The following is a 16,666-nucleotide window of genomic DNA, read 5'->3' on the forward strand; positions in this document are numbered from 1 at the left end:
AGAGCAGCGGTTTTTTATTATTTAGCTTTTTCTGACGGTTCTCTCCGTCCCAAAAACTCATTTGACCCATGTTTTTTCCCTTTCTTTTTCTTTCTCGATCATCTCATGGATTCACGGTATAGTCAATTAATAGAAGTGCCCTTAAGGCTTCTAGGGTTTTTCTTAATCTACGGGTTCTTAATTCCTTTGTTTAGGGGTAGTGATGATTGACATCGATCATTTAAAGTATTTAATAATACATTTTGTCATGATGCAGGGGATAAAGTCCTCTTCTCTAGATATTGCTTGCTATCCTGTGCATGGATCTACCCCTAGAGAATTAATCAAAGCAGCCGATGTGGCCTTGTACCAAGCAAAAAACCAAGGCCGCGATCGGGTGATCCTTTACCCTTAACTTCCTTGATCTCAAAGCAAATATCCATAGTACAATGAACAAGTCCCGTCTCATTTATCCAAATCTAAGGAGAAAAAAGAAACTCTCTATACAATATATTTAAATCCATAGAGCAAGAAAAATGGTCAAAGGTGAATTCAAAAATGGCAGAAACTTTTGGTGACTATATCGACGACTTACCGGAGAGTCCAGAATACTTAATTATTGGATTTTCCCCCAGCTCTGTTCCCTTAAAACAGCGTTGGCGCAACAATGGCTTATCAGCAGACTTCCTCGCTGACTATCTGACTACCTTTTTCCCTGCCAAAGATGATATTTCAGAACAACAGCAAGCAGAAGTCAAGAGTGCGGTTAGCTACATTGCCAATGAATTATTAGAAAATGCTATGAAATTTAACGACGAAACTTCAGAATTTCCGATTAGTATTCGTCTCCAAGTGCGAGAAGATAAAATTATCTTTACCACCTCGAACAGTATCCCCCGTCAAAAGGTGAATAAATTCCAAACGTTCTTGAAAAAAATAGAGCAAGGAGATCCTCAAACTCTATACCTGGAACAACTCGAAAGTAGTGCCCAAGAAGAGAGCAGCTCTAATTCAGGATTGGGACTTTTGACCATGCTTAATGACTACTTTGCCAAGTTGGGATGGAACTTTGAAACAGTTCCCGATCATCCTGGTGTAATTAAAGTAACTACTATGGTACAACTCCCCATCTAAATTGATTAACACTTAATCCTTTTTAAGTGTAGTTAAAGACAATCAAAAATAATGATAGACACTAAGGAGAATGAATGAATGACTATCGAAATAAAAACAGAGGACTATAACGTATACTATGATGATGAAACGAAAACCATTAGTTTTGAAGGCTCTCTACGGTTGAGTGGTATGGATGAATATGCCCCGATTGTGCAAATTTTAGAAGAGATTGCTGAACAAAAGCCTCCTGTGATTACGTTGAATTTACGAAACTTAGAATTTCTGAATAGTTCGGGAATTAGTATGCTCTCAAAATTCGTAATTAAAATTCGTCAGAAGAAAGAGATGGCAATGGTCGTCAAAGGATCAAAAGGAATTCCTTGGCAAGGAAAATCTTTGAAAAATTTACAACGGTTAATGCCTTCGTTAACCTTAGAGCTGGAAGAACTTCAAAGTTAATCTTGGCAAGATGTAGAAATAAAATAAAACATTTGGACGGTTGTTATGCTCCCTCAATCTCCTCGTGAATTTATCGGTTATGGCCAATATCCTCCCGACCCTCAATGGCCAAATCGAGCCAGAATTGCGGTTCAATTTGTTATTAACTACGAAGAAGGTGGAGAAAACTGTATTCTTCATGGTGATTCTCATTCTGAAGCTTTTCTTTCAGAAATTATAGGTGCATTACCTTTAGATGGAGTTCGTAATATGAACATGGAATCCATCTATGAATATGGAAGTAGAGCTGGATTCTGGCGACTCCATCGCCTGTTTACGAAACGCCAAATCCCCGTCACCATCTATGGGGTAGCCATGGCCTTAGAGCGCAATCCAGAAGCCGTAGCTGCCATGAAACAAGCAGACTGGGAAATTGCCTCCCATGGTTACCGCTGGATTGACTATCAACATATTGGCGAAGAAACTGAACGGGAACATATTGAAAGAGCCATAGAAATCCATACTCAAGTAACCGGATCTCGTCCCTTGGGATGGTATACCGGTCGAGTGAGTCCCCATACCCGTAGACTGGTGATAGAAGCTGGGGGTTTTTTGTATGATGCAGATAGTTATGCTGATGATTTGCCCTACTGGATTGTGGAGTATGGCCCGCCCCACTTGGTCATTCCCTATACTCTAGATACTAATGATATGCGGTTTGCCACTTACCAAGGCTTTAATAGTGGAAATCAGTTTTTTACTTATCTGCGAGATGCCTTTGACCTATTGTACGCAGAAGGTGAAGAGAGTCCCAAAATGCTCAGTATTGGTCTACATTGCCGATTAGCAGGAAGACCTGGACGAGCGGCAGCTTTGGCTCGCTTTTTAGATTATGTGCAACAGCACGAGCAGGTTTGGATGTGTCGTCGGGTAGATATTGCTCGTCATTGGCATAAATATCATTATCCCGATGACTAGACCATGAAGATTAATATAGATCAAGTTCTCTGTTCATAGAATCTACAACTAGAACAGGGGCCTTCTGGATAGACTGCACAACGAATTAATTCAGATAAGGCATTAAAGCGACAACTACTATCGCCAATAATCCACCGTCCATCGACTAAGCTTTGTTCTCTGGGAGGGGAGGAAGGTTGAACATAGAGGGCAATTTTGTGTAAACGATATTGGCCCGATTTTAGGGTATACCGATGACGACGCTCTAGAACAGTATAGGTTTTGCCTTCAACATTAAGATAGTTTCCCGGTTGGGGAGTCCAGTCGAGTTGAATTTTGCCTAGGTTCTCACGGGGATGGGTGACAATAATCTCTGTGGGCAATAAATCAGGTTCCATTGATGATCTTGATGATGACTTAATCTGCGTACAATAATCCTTTAAGGTATCGCATTGAATGAGTTATGGGCATCGGGATTTTAGATTTTTTTATCAAATGCAGATGAGCTGAAGTGATAGTCTGGGGTATCCGGATGATGGAAACAGCAATGAGAATGGTCTAAACATAGATTTTTTAGTACATTATCTAGAGCGATCGCACAGAGGAATCATGGTAGCACGCAAACGTAGATTAGGGTTCTGGAAAGTGTTTTTGGGCTTAAGCCTGACATTGGGGTTGAATGCAACGGGATTACCGACTGAAAGTATCGAGATCGATCGAGGCCAGGTGGTAGAATCGGTACCAATGGCGGCCATGAGGGGTTGGAATAGTGCTTCATTTCCTGTGGAAAATTTTGTGGAGTATACGTCCCGGTTTGGGCCCCGTGGTGGAGGCTATCATTATGGTTTAGATTTAGCCGCTCCCTATGGCAGTTATATTCGCAGTTGGTGGACTGGAAGGGTAGTGGAAGTGTGGGAAGATAATCGTTGCGGCACAGGAATTGTGATTGAGTCCGGATATTGGGAGCATATTTATTGCCATGTCAAGGGACGGGTGAGAACCCATCAAGGTCGTCCTTATTTGATCGATTACGGCGGTGGCATTATTCTTTGGGAAGGTCAGATGGTGAATTCTGGCGATCGCATTGCTAGAGTAGGTATGACCGGACGTACCAGTGGTCCCCACTTGCATTGGGGTTTGAAATATGCCGGTCAATGGGTTGACCCTAGCATGATTTTATTGGCTATGTCCCAATCTCGCGTTGCTGGACGATAGCTGAGTAGGAGAATGGGGAGGATATGAGGACATGAGGACATGGAGACACGAAGATAGATCATTCCCTATTCCCTATTCCCTATTCCGTTAGCCTGTCTGGAAAATATTTTTGACCATTCCCTTTTTCAATCCCGCAGCCGCTCGATCTAATTCATCGACTTCCCCAGGGGTTAAAGACCAACCTAATGCGCCGATATTTTCTTGGGCTTGACGGGGATTCTTTGCACCAGGGATGGGAATTGTACCTTTAGCCATACACCAATTTAATGCGACTTGTGAGGACGTTTTGTGGTGAAATTTGGCGATCGCGTGTAGGCATTCTAAAACCGGCTTTACTTGGGGCAATAACTCCTGAAATAACCCCTTACGCAGTCCTTGGGGTAGGGGGCCAGATTCCGTATATTTCCCGGTTAACAGTCCTAACGCTAAGGGACTATAGGCAATTAGTTGAATGCCCAAATCATCACAGACTGCTTTCAGATTGAGTTGGGTCACTGGAGCGGTGGATAAGAGAGAATATTGTACCTGTAGGGTGAGAACAGAAATCCCTCTGTTGTGCAAATGTTTGACTACTTTCTGTAATCGTTTGGGCCCATAATTGGATAAACCCACTGCTTTTGCTTTTCCCTGTTCATATAAATCAGCTAACCCATCTAAGAGGGCCCATTCTTGCCAAGGGGCATAATTAGCAGTAGACCAATGCATTTGCACTAAATCAATGGGTCGTTGCAAGCGTTGAGCAGATGATTCTCCGGCTTGCACCATGGCATTTCGGGTTAAGCGCCAAGGATAAGGGGCGAGTTTTGTGGCGATACAAAGACTATCAATATTGGCAGCAATACACCCTTGGGCAAATTGTCCGAGGAGCTTTTCACTTTGGCCATTGAATTTACCGGTTCCGTAAGAATCTCCAGTGTCGAATAGGGTAATGCCATTACTCACACAGAGATTAAAGACTTTTTGTAAGTCTCGATCCATGGTAGGGTCATATTGCCAGAGTAATCGATTGCCCCATGCCCAGGTTCCGCATCCCATTTTGGGTAAAGATAAGGTGGAAGTGCTTGCCATTTTTAAGGGTAAAGTCTGATAAAATAATTAATGAGGATCGCAGCGAATTTCGACGAGGAAACCATCGGGATCGTAGAAGTAAATGCCACGTCCTGTGGGGCGACTGACGGGGCCGCGATCGATCGCTACTTGATGATGCTGGAGGACAGAAATGGCACGATCGAAGTCTTCTGGGGCGATGTCAAAGGCGAGATGGTTGGCGCGAGTAAATTGGGTTTTGGGATTGGGGTCTGGAGGAGATAATTCGGGTTCCCAAAATAGGTCTATAATGATGCCATCAGGAGTGCGAAAGTTGGCGACTTTTCCAGTAGCGACGAGCTTAATGAGAGTTTCGGGGACTTGTTCGCCAGTGAGTTCTTCTAAGCCTAGGATTTGACCGTAAAAATTCCGGGAAGCATCCATGTTTTTGACGTTGAGGGCAATATGATGGACGGTTTTCAGGTGACCTTGGAGGAGGGGCGGGGAGTTCATGTTTAGATAGGTTTAGTGAATGATGGCTATGGTGTTATGTTAGAACAGTTTAAGATTACTCGCGATCGCCTCTCGTTAGAGGAAGTGTATCATTTAGCAGAAGATCCCGGCAATGGGGCGATCTCCCTGATGAGCGGTATGGTTCGCAATCAAACCGAAGGTAAACCGGTGATGGCTCTAGATTATCAAGCCTATGAACCGATGGCTCTAGAAATCTTTAAGCAGATTTCCCAACGTATTCATCAAGCCTATCCTAGCGTAAATCGAGTGGTGATTCACCATCGATTAGGATATTTGGAAATTGGTGAAGTGAGTGTGATTATTGCGGTGGGTAGTCCTCACCGAGCAGAAGCTTTTGCTGCTTGTCAGTATGCCATTGATGCGCTCAAAGAAGATGCTCCCATCTGGAAACACGAATGTTGGGCAGATGGAACACAAAGTTGGGTGAAACCTTCGGTAGGCTTCTCGCAGAAGTCAGACAAAAGACAATAGGGGCGAAAAACAAAAACTTTTCGCCCCTATTGGTATTACCTCTCTTTTGTATCGTTAGCTCTTTCTTGGGCTTGGTTTTTAATTCGATCAAACATAGCCTATTTGACTTCACCATAAGAGAATATCTTGTTTCGTACCATGAGAGTCAATAGAAGTCAATAAATTAATCATTAAATTTCATTAAGTCCAACGGCGGAAAAATGTGGTTTCTTGCCAAGTTTCCGCGGTAAGTTTTTCAATGGCTTCGAGTTTTTCTAAGGATAGGGATTGAAAGGCTTGGGCAACTTTAACATTTTCTTCAAGTTGAGTGACATGTTCAGCGGCAACAATACAGGAATGAATTCCAGGTTGGGATAAAACATAGCCTAGGGCTTGATCCATACCGGTTAATCTTCCGGGTTCTAAAAGTTTGCCATAGGCAGGAATTTTCATTGCTATAACGCCAACGTTTTTTTGTTGGGCAACGGGTAAAATTGTGGGGATATAGCGCTTCGCGCTAGGGAATAGGGAATAGGGAATAGGGAATAGGCTTTTGGTACATAGCTTTGAGGATTCAATACTGTCCCTCATAACAGCGCAAAGCGCTGTATGCGATCCAATTCTTCTCCAAAAGAGACATGGTGAAATTGCCAAGCATCCAAATAGTCGGTTTGCAAACGCTTCAAAGATTGTTCTAACTCTCGCCAAGCGCCATCGCGATCGCGAGCAGCCGTTTTCGTGGTTAAGAATACTTGGGATCGATAGGATGGTAAAACTTTTCCTAAATAATTTTCACTAGGGCCATAACTGGGGGCTGTATCAAAATAACGAATTCCTAATTCTAGTGCCCGTTCAATAATTGCGATCGCTTCTGATTCTGCTCCATTCCAGGATAGGGGCGTTTTTCCTGCTCCCCCTAAGCCAAAAACCGGTAAGCTCTCCCCCGTTTTGCCCAAAATTCGCTCCGGTAAAGGAGTTCCTGAATTAGGCAAAACTACTCGAGAGCGGGAAGAAGAGCGACTTAGGGCACTTAGAGTTGCGCCTAAAGAGGCGATCGCGCTACTTATCAGGAAAAAAGTTCGTCGTTTCATCCCTTGACCTCCCTGCACTATTTTCTAAAATCCAGTATAATTTAACTAAAAGGTTCCTTTAGCATCTCCAGGAGCATGTCGCCTGTTCTTCAATCTGACGGTGCGATCTAATCCTCTTAAGTTTCCTATTTATCGATAGAATTGAGATGAAAACGAGTTTAGCCAGTCCATCAACACTAAATCTTGAGCAAATTATAGAGCGAATTTTTGAAACTCGCCAAATTTCTCGCGCCGATCAAGAAAGTTTTATGAGATTATTGTTATCCAAAGATGCCCTAAGTTTTGCCGATCAACGCCAAATCGATCGGGTATTTGAAGGATTACGCCAAGGTCGTCTACGAGTGGTAGATTAAACTACAACGCTCTGCTTTCCTAAGAGCAGTGTTTCCAACGCTTCAGTATCAATCAAATACAGCGCAAAGCGCTGTTATGAGGGACAGTATTGATTCCTCAAAGCTATGTACCAAAAGCCTATTCCCTATTCCCTAGCGCAAAGCGCTATATTGCCCCAAAATTTATTCTTAAATCAGCGATCGCCGAAGGGTTCGTAAATCCTTTAATTTCAACAACAATTTTTTCTTTCGCTTTACGAGCCGCCATTAATTTCGTCACTCCTAAATCAACAAATTATCATGTCTGGTTGTTTGTGCTTTCTGCCCACTGATTTTGTATAGCAAGAGAGGGGAGAATGAAGACATTTTCTATTACTTGTTCCCTAAAACCACAATTTAGCTATCCTAACTTAACGAGTTCCTTGCTATATTGTTTACTTCTTCCGAGGTCAAATCGCGCCATTGGCCAGGGTTTAAAGCTCCTACTCCTAACCCTGCTAAGGAAACCCGCACTAATCTTAATGTCGGATATCCTACCGCTGCTGTCATCCGCCGTACCTGACGGTTGCGCCCTTCAGTGAGTGTAATTTCTAACCAAGCTGTGGGGACAGTTTTCCGGTAGCGAATCGGTGGATTGCGTTCTGGAAGATTCGGTTCAGGGATAATTTGTACTTGGGCAGGCCGAGTTTTACCGTCTTTGAGCTTGATGCCTTGACGCAGGGGATTTAAGTCTTGGTCGTCAGGAATGCGTTCTACTTGTACCCAGTAGGTGCGCGGATGGCCATAGCGCGGGTCAGAAAGACGATGCTGTAGAATGCCATCATTAGTTAAGAGCAGCAACCCTTCACTATCCCGGTCTAATCTACCCACGGGATAAACCCCAGGAACAGGTATATAATCTTTTAGTGTTTCTCTGGCTGATTTGCCTTGGGTATGGGGATTATCATCCGTGAATTGACAGAGAACGTTGTAGGGTTTGTAAAACAGGATATGGCGCTGAGGCCGATCGCCGCTAGAAGCAGATTTCATGGGTATCACTAGGGTAGTAAACCGCGATCGCCGGCAGTTTTGAGCCAGTTGGGATATTCTGTCATCAGTAGATCGTACAAGTCTTGGTCGGCGATCGCCTCCGGGTCTTCTACACTGAAGAAATCGGCATTATCGATATATCGTCCCTCCAAATCATCCAAATTTTCTAAAAACTCAAATTGACTGCCGCCGCTCAAAAAGCCTAAAATGCCCCCACGCTTGGATTTGACATCTTTACTCGATTTCCCAATCGCCATAAATTGCCAGAAAATCGGCTCATAGGATGACCATTGTAACTGTTGTTCGGACGGGTCGCGATCGAACGGTTGTCCATCGGTGACAAACATCACGTAAACAGGGACATTAGCCTTCAATGGCGATCGCCGATTTCCACCTCTGGCATCAGGAAAATAAGTATTCCTAATGGCTTGCAATGCTGGAGAATAGTTAGTTCCTCCTGAACCTCGATATTGATTTTGAGCTTGACCGATAAAATTATGGAAGTTCTCTACCGTCATCTCGCCCATATCCTGGGAATTTCCGGCAAACAAGAAAATCTTAATCGCTCCATCATCATCAAACCGACAACCGAGGGCTAATATTTTTTCCGCTAACCGTTGAATTTTACCGGAGTGATAGAGTGAGTACATAGAACCAGAAACATCTAAACAAAGAGCAACTTGTGCTTGATGGTTGGTTAAATTTGCCTTTTGCAAAGAAATATCAGCTTTTTTGACTAAATCGAATAAGAGAGGCGCTTCCTTTTCCAATTTCTTCTCTAATTCAACCGCTTTTGCTCTGCGGGTGGATTCGGGAGCAGGAGGAGGAGGAGCGGGTGGGGTAGCTCCTTCTTGATGATATTGGTCTAAAAAGCCTTGTAATCCAGAATCATACCCTTGACCAAGGGCATGAAAACGCCATTGCCCTCCTTTCTGATAAATGCGACCAAATTCTAGGGCTGTTTCTGAAGTAAATGCCTCAGTTAAAGCATAACGGGCTAATTCTTCCTGGGTTTGGGGATTGGAGATCGCCATAAATGCTTGGTCAATGTGACCAAAACTTTGCTTTTTCTCCACTCCTTCATGAATAGTGACCACAAACACCAGTTCAGTAATCACCGGGCTGATTTGACTCAAATCAAGCATAAAGCTTTGCCGACCTTCTCGAGAATCTTCTAGTCGTTGCAAAGCGCGATCGGGCGATCGGGCATTATTATAAAATACAAAATATTCTTCGGCGGGAATCAGTCCATTCGCCCCTAACATAAATACCGAGCCATCAATATCATATCCTGCTTTTGTGGCGCTCCAACCCACCTCAATCTGAAGTTGTTGCACATGAGGATAAGTTTGAGACAGATTAAACCGTGCGCCTTTTGTTAATTCAGTAGTCATAGATTGAATCTCGAATATCTTTTCTATTTTACGATTATTGCCTATTGCCATTCGTGCCTATTGCCTCAAAACAGAACCCAACTGTCCTAATTAACTGATTCCTTACTATAGATATTAGTCCGGTACATCCAGTAATTCAGACCTGAAAAAAACATCATAGCAATTAAGCTAGAATAGATAGCGAGTGAACTCATCTCCACCAGCAATAAAGAACTAATGATTTCTATAGCAATCAAGCCAATTACTATATTAGCAAGGGTTTGCCGATTTAAGAGAGAAGATAATATTGCCCCCAGGGGAGCGCCTACCACAACTACAGGAACTGCCGCCAACCAGTAACTCCGAACAGGCTCTATAAAATCATTCAATACCCAGGCATAAAACGCAAATCCAAAAACAGCATTTGTGGCCATCAACATTACAGAAGTTGGCGTAGCAACTCTTTCGCAAAATCGAAAGAGAATCACCATCACAGAAAAACAAAATATATTAATTCCACTACCGACTAGACTACTAATGATTCCGCCCATAGTTCCAGCGAGTAGCCAGATGATTCGCTCGTTTGCTGTCCAGATTGGCATCCCTAGATGGACTTCTCTCGGTAATCGGTTTAAGGCTAATAAGGTAATCCCAAAACTAGCGAGTAGAACTGTAAATGACATTTTTATTACATCTGGAGGCAAAATAGGGGCTAATAAAATTGCACCGAAAACCATACCGATTAGACCTCCAATACTGCCCCAACAAATAACCCGCCAATCGACTCGAATGCCGGTCAAGACGATCCCTATGGCGGCGGCTGTTATGCCGATACTTTGAATGGCTAAGGAAAATATTTTAGCCTCTGAGGGGTCAATATGTAAAATCTTAGTAAATACAGGAAAAATAACTGCTGCTCCTCCCAGACTTGTTCCTCCGGCAACTGCCGATCCAAAGATCATCGTTAAAGCAATTTCCCAATACTCCATAACATAAGAAACAGCTCGCTCGATACCGAGTAAGCTTAACCAGATTGTCCAAACTGTAACGGCGATACAGATCGTGACGGTGCGTTTGCGAATCGAGATCTTATTAGGGGAGTTCAAGTCTTTAGTCCTGTTAAATTATTGAATAAAAAATAGAGTTTTTTGACGACTGGGTATGTCGAAGAGTGAACGAGAACTCCAGATTAAGCTAACACAATTATCCTCAAGGCGATCGCCGATGGCCATGAAACGCCCTTCGCTCTCATCTCCATGACCCACTCCCAACGGAAAGTGCTATATCTTGACTGAGCTAGATGCTAGGGAGTAAAAAGAGTTAGAGCAACTATGGGAGAAAAGTTTATAACATTTCTTGCTTCTATAGAGTCTGGCTTCAAGCCTTAGACCCTAAGCCATACAATCTTTTGCCCATTGTCCAGCGTGCCCTATTCGCTATTCTACTGGCTGCTAGCTGGTGAACCCATCCATAGTCAGCCGATTGACCCGATCCAGATTCAAGTATTTATTTACTTCTGGGAAACTAAAATAATTGCTACTCTAGCCTATGTCCCGCTTAGTCGCACAACCTCAACATCAGAAACTAACCATGCGGCTAACTCGTAGTTTTAGTCGCTTAGAAGATTTTGGATTTAGCCTGACGGGATTATTAGTCTGGCCGGGAACGGTGATTGGAATGGATTATGCTTTAGGCCCTCAAGCACTATGGGTTTGGTTACCTGCTGTTATTGTGGCGATCTTACTCAATCTCCAATTAGCTCGGTTGGGCAGTTATTGGCCGGAGATGTCAGGCGGCACATCCAACTACGCAACCCGCTTGCTAAAGTCTTATCCAGGTTTGGGTTTATATGCAGCCAGTGGTTACTTCATTAGTTGGGCAGCTCTGATTCCCATTAATGCTATTGTTTTGACGGATTTAATTGCAGCGCTCCTAACGCCCTATAGCATTGAGATCCCCAATACAGCTCTCAATATTGGCTTTACCTTAATTGCCTTTATCTTAGCGTTCAGTGGCAACCGCGCCCTAGCCATTCTACACCTGATCTTTATGCTGCCGGCGATCGGCTTCCTCCTAGTTTTTGCGATTCAGGGATTGGGGTGGTTAGTTCTGTCTCCGGACAGTCCAGGCTTTTTCCCCGATCGCTGGTCTCCTTTCGCGCCAGTAGAATGGGCAAAATGGTATTTAGTCGCCGTCTATGCTGTTTATGGTAGTGAAGGTGCAACGGCCTTTATTGCTGATAGTCGCCAACCCAGTTCAGCACTCCACTATCTGAAACTGACCGCTGGACTATTGCCCATTGTCTATATTGGCGGCTCTTGGGTGGTTATGAGATTGGATAGAGATCTCACATTCGGAGACGATACTCTGCTCAACCTGATCCAAAGCGCTCAGTCCTTTTGGGGAGACTCGGCCACCGTATTAATTGTATTGCTTATTGCCTTTGCCTCTTTGCTCAGTTGTGCCACCACAGTCGCCCTAAGTGCTAGAGTTCTCTACCAACTTGCTCTTGATGACTATATTTCCCCAGTATTTGGCGTGGTTTCCCGTCGAGGCGTTTTAGGGCCTGCCCTCACTGCCACATTAATCATTAGCATCGCTTGCTTAATTTGGGGAAATGTTTTGCGGATTATCTCCATCACCGGAATTGGCTATCTCGTTTCCATGATGGTGCTTCATCTGGGACTATGGCTCAATCGTGAAAAGCCCGAAGTGCTTTGGCCGTGGTGGTCTCTCGGTTTTCTGATCGTCGAAACCCTGGTGCTGGTGGTTGGCGGTTTAGCTTGGAGCGTGACTGATTTTTGTGTGGGTTTAGCCATCCCAATCGTACTGATTTTAGGCGATCGCGCGATCGATCGATTGTCCTTAAAACTGCCCATTTTTCAGCCCACTTGGTGGAACAAGCGCTATCAAATGAGGCCAGCCGGAGATTTTAATGATTTTGTTGGGCTTCAAGTCTCGGTATTGATCTTTCTCGTTTGCGGGGCAGCAGCACTCGGTTGGTTGATGAGTTCTCGATTCCACTGGCTGCCCCCAGAGATCCGAAATAGCGTGCTGGTGATTGTTATCTTAACAGTGGGATTTGTAGGAGTAGCGATCGCCTGTTGGACAAGCTTACCTCAAGTTGCTAGAATTGCCGAAGCCAGAGAACAAGCAGAACTTTTATTTACCATTGCCCAAGATGCCATCGGAGCGATCGACCGCCTGGGAGTCATTCGCCAAGTTAACCCAGCCATGACCGCATTGTTTGAAACCGATAGACGCGACCTGATCGGCCGCCCCCTCAAAGACTATCTAAGAAATTTGCCGGATACTGTAGAACGCTGGCCGCGATTGAGCGAACAGCAATTAATCTTAGGGGAACGGGCGATCGTCCTAGAAATGTCCACCTCAGAATTAACCCACAACTTTTTTGAAGAAAATGTCATTATTCTGCGAGATATTACTGAACAAAAACAAGCTGAAACTGCCCTACGAAAATCAGAGTCCCAACTCAGAGAGCAAGCGCAACAATTAGAATTGAGAGTTGAAGAGCGCACTGCCGAACTCCAACTTGCCAAAGAAAAAGCCGATACTGCCAGCGCTGCAAAAAGCAACTTTATTGCCAGCATGAGTCACGAACTGAGAACGCCCCTCAATGCCATTCTCGGTTTTTCCCAACTGATGATTCGCTCCCCAACCCTGCCAGAAGAACACCAAGAAAACGTGAGCATTATCAACCGTAGTGGAGAACATCTACTCACCTTAATTAACAATGTTCTCGACCTCTCGAAAATTGAAGCTGGACGAACCACTCTGAATCCCAAGAACTTTGATTTGTATCGCTTACTCTCCGATATAGAAGATTTACTACACTTGAAAGCAGAGGCAAAAGGGCTACACTTAGGAATAGAATGGGAGCCGGATTTAAACCGGTATATTTGTACCGATGAACTCAAAGTGCGCCAAATTCTGATTAACTTGATTAACAATGCTATTAAATTCACAGAAACGGGAGGAGTATCGGTGAGAGTCGCACCTAGTTCCACCTACTCTGATACCCAGGTTAAACTAATTTTTGAAGTAGAAGATACCGGAGCTGGAATTGCAGAACAAGAATTAGACCAGCTCTTTGAAGCATTTTCCCAAACCACCAGCGGCAAAAAGGCCCAAGAGGGAACCGGATTAGGCCTAACGATCAGCCGTTCCTTTGTCCAATTGATGGGAGGTGAGCTGACAGTTCGCTCCCAGGTTGGAAAAGGCACAGTCTTTCAATTTGATATCAACGCTATTCCTATAAAACAAGACCAAGTCGAAGCGCGCAAACCCAAACAGCATGTTATCGCCCTCGAACCCGGTCAACCTCGCTACCGGATTTTACTGGTCGATGACAAGCCTTTGAATCGCAAGTTATTAAACCAATTGCTATCTCCCTTGGGGTTTGAACTTAAAGAAGCCAGCAATGGTAAAGAAGCCATAGAAACTTGGCGCAATTGGGAACCCCACTTGATTTGGATGGATATGAGGATGCCAGTTCTGGATGGATACGAAGCAACACGCCGGATTAAAACCACAATTAAAGGACAAAATACGGTAATTATTGCCCTAACTGCTAGTGTCTTAGAAGAAGAGAGAGCAGTGGTCGTCTCTGCTGGCTGCGATGACTTTCTACGCAAACCATTTCGACAAGAAGAAATCCTGGAGGCTATACAGAACCATTTAGGGGTGCGCTATGTTTATGAAGGCCCCGAAGAAATTGACACTTCCAGTGCAACTTCCACAGAAAATAGATTAACCCGAGAAGCGTTGATGGAACTCCCAGAGACTCTCCGGCAACAATTACAGGAATTGTTACTCACGGGCAATCTTAAGCTGTTGGCCATAGTTCTAGACGAGATTGCTGCTGACGATCCCCCTTTAGCTCAGGCGATCAAAGCATGTTGCGATCGCTTTGACTATCAGAAAATTCTAAATTTACTGACCGAATAATATAAACCTCTATGAATAGTGAGCAAATGAACGGCGATTCAGGCAATATCTTAATTATTGATGATACTCCCGCTAACTTACAACTATTGATGGGTTTGTTATCAGAGAAAGGATACACCGTTAGACCCATTCCGAGCGGTAAGTTAGCCCTCCAAGGCATTCATTTAGACTATCCAGACCTGATATTACTGGATATTTCCATGCCAGAGATGGATGGCTACCAAGTCTGTCAGCATCTCAAAGAGGATGAAAGAACGCGAGATATTCCGGTGATTTTCGTCAGTGCTTTTGATGAAGTGCTGGACAAATTGAAGGCCTTTGAAGTCGGTGGAGTCGATTATATTACTAAGCCGTTTCAGGCGGAAGAGGTTTGGGCGAGGGTAAAAACCCATCTCTCTTTGCACCGCTTACAACAGGAATTACAGCAAAAAAATGCACTTCAAGATCTAAAATTAGCGGAACAAAATGTGCTACTGCAACAGACCAACCAAGAATTGTGCCGACGCTTAGAGCAACTTCAAGAAGCCCAACTGCAATTAGTCCAAGGTGAAAAAATGGCTACATTAGGTCAGTTAGTGGCAGGAGTCGCCCACGAAATTAATAATCCTCTCTGTTTTATTGGTGGGAATATCGGTGCTGCACAAGACTATTTGCAAGACTTGCTCGAAATTCTGGCTCTCTATCAAGAAAACACGTCCCCTCCTGAGTCAATTCTGGAGGAGATTGAAGATTTTGATCCTGATTTTATTCGGGAAGATTTTCCTAAACTGATTGAATCGATGCAAACGGGATGCGATCGCATTCAAAATATTAGTACGTCGTTGCGAACTTTTTCTCGCAGTGATGCTGGTGAAAAAGTTAAATTCAATCTCCATGAGGGTCTAGATAGCACTCTCTTAATTCTCAAATATCGACTGAAAGCCAATGAAGAACGACCCGCTATTGAGATCGTGAAAAACTATGGCGATATTCCTGAAATGAACTGTTATGTTGGCCCCATCAATCAAGTATTTATGAATCTTTTGTCTAATGCTATTGATGCCTTGGATGAAAGCAATGCAGGAAAACCATTTACAGAAATTGAAACGAAACCCAATTGCATTACTATAAGCACAGAATTTAGTCAAGATAAAAAATGTATAATCGTTAGAATTGTGGATAATGGCAGGGGAATGCCAGAAGAGGTGAAAACGAAAATATTCGAGCAAGGATTTACAACGAAGGCGGTGGGAAAAGGTACAGGGTTGGGACTGGCGATCGCCTACAAAATTGTCCAAGAACAACATGGTGGGACAATAGCTTTCAGATCGGAATTGGGTAAAGGGAGTGAATTTACGATTACTATTCCTGAATTAAATGATACAGAGACAAAAAATGGATAGGTTAGTGCGATCGCCAAAACCAGGTTATGGACTCTTCAGCAAGATAGGAGGAATGGGATCGCCACGCAGGAGCGATCGCGATCTCTACTGGAATCTAAATATAAAGGCTATAATCTAAATTTCGCCAAAAGTACATAGACAAATGGTCTTGAAGTTACCTGTTGATGAAATTAGGTAAAGCAGACCCGTACCACCAGCAGAAGTAAACTATACTTCTGAACAGGACAAAGGCACTTCTTTGGCGATCGCTATCCCTAATAAAGACTAGACTAATGACCCCAACACTTCCTGGCTATCAAATTGGCTCAAAAATCTATGAAGGAGAGCGAACCCTAGTCTATCAAGGAAAACGCCTATCCGACTCCCTAAACGTCGTAATCAAATTGTTACGCAACTCCCACCCCAGTTTTAGCGAACTGGTACAGTTCCGCAACCAGTATGCCATTGCCAAAAACCTAAACCCCACCAGTATTGTCGTCCCCCTAAGCTTAGAGCGCTATGGCAATGGTTACGCCCTAGTTATGGAAGATTTGGGGGCGATCGCTCTAGACAAAGCAATAGCAAAAGAGCAATCCTTAGACCTAGAAAACTATTTAGATATAGCCATCCAACTTGCTGAAATCCTACAAGAACTCGATCGCCAACAAGTGATCCACAAAGATATTAAACCAGCTAACATCCTGATTCAACCCGAAACGCAACAGGTGAAATTAATTGACTTCAGCATAGCCTCCCTGCTACCTCGTGAAGCCCAAGAAATCAAAAACTTCAACGTC

General features: G+C 43.8%; 16 protein-coding genes and 2 pseudogenes. 10 read left to right on the forward strand and 8 right to left on the reverse strand.

The features are described 5' to 3' along the window. The first annotated feature begins 247 nt into the window (after positions 1-247). From J7545_RS16140 to puuE, 4 genes are all read left to right on the forward strand, one after another. A complete protein-coding gene (locus J7545_RS16140) occupies positions 248-394 on the forward strand; it encodes a diguanylate cyclase domain-containing protein (RefSeq protein ID WP_318719853.1) in 147 nt (48 codons plus the stop codon). A 143-nt stretch (positions 395-537) separates the two neighbouring features. Further along, the gene (locus J7545_RS16145; protein WP_318699356.1) at positions 538-1,113 is read left to right on the forward strand and encodes a DUF6272 family protein; all 576 of its coding nucleotides are present in this window, start codon (positions 538-540) and stop codon (positions 1,111-1,113) included. A gap of 84 nt (positions 1,114-1,197) precedes the next feature. Then, complete coding sequence (locus J7545_RS16150) at positions 1,198-1,554, forward strand: slr1659 superfamily regulator (protein WP_413038728.1); 357 nt, start codon at positions 1,198-1,200, stop codon at positions 1,552-1,554. Positions 1,555-1,599: 45 nt separating this feature from the next. After that, positions 1,600-2,511: an allantoinase PuuE gene (puuE, locus tag J7545_RS16155; protein WP_318699354.1), complete on the forward strand. Its 912-nt coding sequence runs from the start codon at positions 1,600-1,602 to the stop codon at positions 2,509-2,511. Positions 2,512-2,531: 20 nt separating this feature from the next. Here the strand turns inward: puuE and J7545_RS16160 are convergent, their stop codons facing one another. Further along, complete coding sequence (locus J7545_RS16160) at positions 2,532-2,888, reverse strand: DUF6464 family protein (RefSeq protein ID WP_318699353.1); 357 nt, start codon at positions 2,886-2,888, stop codon at positions 2,532-2,534. 211 nt (positions 2,889-3,099) lie between these two features. On the opposite strand from J7545_RS16160, the gene J7545_RS16165 reads away from it, so the two are divergent. Beyond that, positions 3,100-3,705, forward strand: a complete 606-nt coding sequence (locus J7545_RS16165) for a M23 family metallopeptidase (RefSeq protein WP_318699352.1) — start codon at positions 3,100-3,102, stop codon at positions 3,703-3,705. A gap of 87 nt (positions 3,706-3,792) precedes the next feature. On the opposite strand, the gene J7545_RS16170 is transcribed toward J7545_RS16165, so the two are convergent. After that, the gene (locus J7545_RS16170) at positions 3,793-4,773 is read right to left on the reverse strand and encodes an aldo/keto reductase (RefSeq protein WP_318699351.1); all 981 of its coding nucleotides are present in this window, start codon (positions 4,771-4,773) and stop codon (positions 3,793-3,795) included. 27 nt (positions 4,774-4,800) lie between these two features. Continuing rightward, the gene (locus J7545_RS16175; RefSeq protein ID WP_318699350.1) at positions 4,801-5,244 is read right to left on the reverse strand and encodes a VOC family protein; all 444 of its coding nucleotides are present in this window, start codon (positions 5,242-5,244) and stop codon (positions 4,801-4,803) included. Between the two features lie 36 nt (positions 5,245-5,280). Between J7545_RS16175 and J7545_RS16180 the strand changes: the two genes are divergently transcribed. Next, entirely contained in the window at positions 5,281-5,736 is a 456-nt protein-coding gene (locus J7545_RS16180; RefSeq protein WP_318699349.1) for a molybdenum cofactor biosynthesis protein MoaE, read from the forward strand. 180 nt (positions 5,737-5,916) lie between these two features. On the opposite strand, the pseudogene J7545_RS24145 reads toward J7545_RS16180, so the two are convergent. Beyond that, a pseudogene (locus J7545_RS24145) lies at positions 5,917-6,806 on the reverse strand (aldo/keto reductase). Positions 6,807-6,952: 146 nt separating this feature from the next. Here J7545_RS24145 and J7545_RS16195 point away from each other — a divergent pair. Then, positions 6,953-7,159: a hypothetical protein gene (locus J7545_RS16195; protein ID WP_318699346.1), complete on the forward strand. Its 207-nt coding sequence runs from the start codon at positions 6,953-6,955 to the stop codon at positions 7,157-7,159. Between the two features lie 145 nt (positions 7,160-7,304). On the opposite strand, the pseudogene J7545_RS16200 reads toward J7545_RS16195, so the two are convergent. From J7545_RS16200 to J7545_RS16215, 4 genes and pseudogenes are all read right to left on the reverse strand, one after another. Beyond that, a pseudogene (locus tag J7545_RS16200) lies at positions 7,305-7,421 on the reverse strand (element excision factor XisH family protein); the annotation flags it as partial. Between the two features lie 122 nt (positions 7,422-7,543). Further along, positions 7,544-8,167 carry a pseudouridine synthase gene (locus J7545_RS16205; RefSeq protein WP_318699345.1) on the reverse strand — a complete coding sequence of 208 codons (624 nt, stop codon included), beginning with the start codon at positions 8,165-8,167 and terminating at the stop codon, positions 7,544-7,546. Between the two features lie 8 nt (positions 8,168-8,175). Next, positions 8,176-9,561 carry a TerD family protein gene (locus J7545_RS16210; protein WP_318699344.1) on the reverse strand — a complete coding sequence of 462 codons (1,386 nt, stop codon included), beginning with the start codon at positions 9,559-9,561 and terminating at the stop codon, positions 8,176-8,178. An 86-nt stretch (positions 9,562-9,647) separates the two neighbouring features. Then, the gene (locus tag J7545_RS16215) at positions 9,648-10,646 is read right to left on the reverse strand and encodes a sulfite exporter TauE/SafE family protein (RefSeq protein ID WP_318699343.1); all 999 of its coding nucleotides are present in this window, start codon (positions 10,644-10,646) and stop codon (positions 9,648-9,650) included. 442 nt (positions 10,647-11,088) lie between these two features. On the opposite strand from J7545_RS16215, the gene J7545_RS16220 reads away from it, so the two are divergent. From J7545_RS16220 to J7545_RS16230, 3 genes are all read left to right on the forward strand, one after another. Continuing rightward, on the forward strand, positions 11,089-14,508 hold the full coding sequence (locus tag J7545_RS16220) for an amino acid permease (protein WP_318719854.1): 3,420 nt from the start codon (positions 11,089-11,091) through the stop codon (positions 14,506-14,508). A gap of 11 nt (positions 14,509-14,519) precedes the next feature. After that, positions 14,520-15,890: a response regulator gene (locus tag J7545_RS16225; protein WP_318719855.1), complete on the forward strand. Its 1,371-nt coding sequence runs from the start codon at positions 14,520-14,522 to the stop codon at positions 15,888-15,890. Positions 15,891-16,162: 272 nt separating this feature from the next. Then, positions 16,163-16,666, forward strand: a 504-nt coding sequence (locus tag J7545_RS16230; RefSeq protein ID WP_318719856.1) for a serine/threonine protein kinase, incomplete at its 3' end; no start/stop codon positions are given.

Source organism: Roseofilum sp. SBFL, assembly GCF_017746885.1.
Taxonomy (GTDB): Bacteria; Cyanobacteriota; Cyanobacteriia; order Cyanobacteriales; family Desertifilaceae; genus Roseofilum.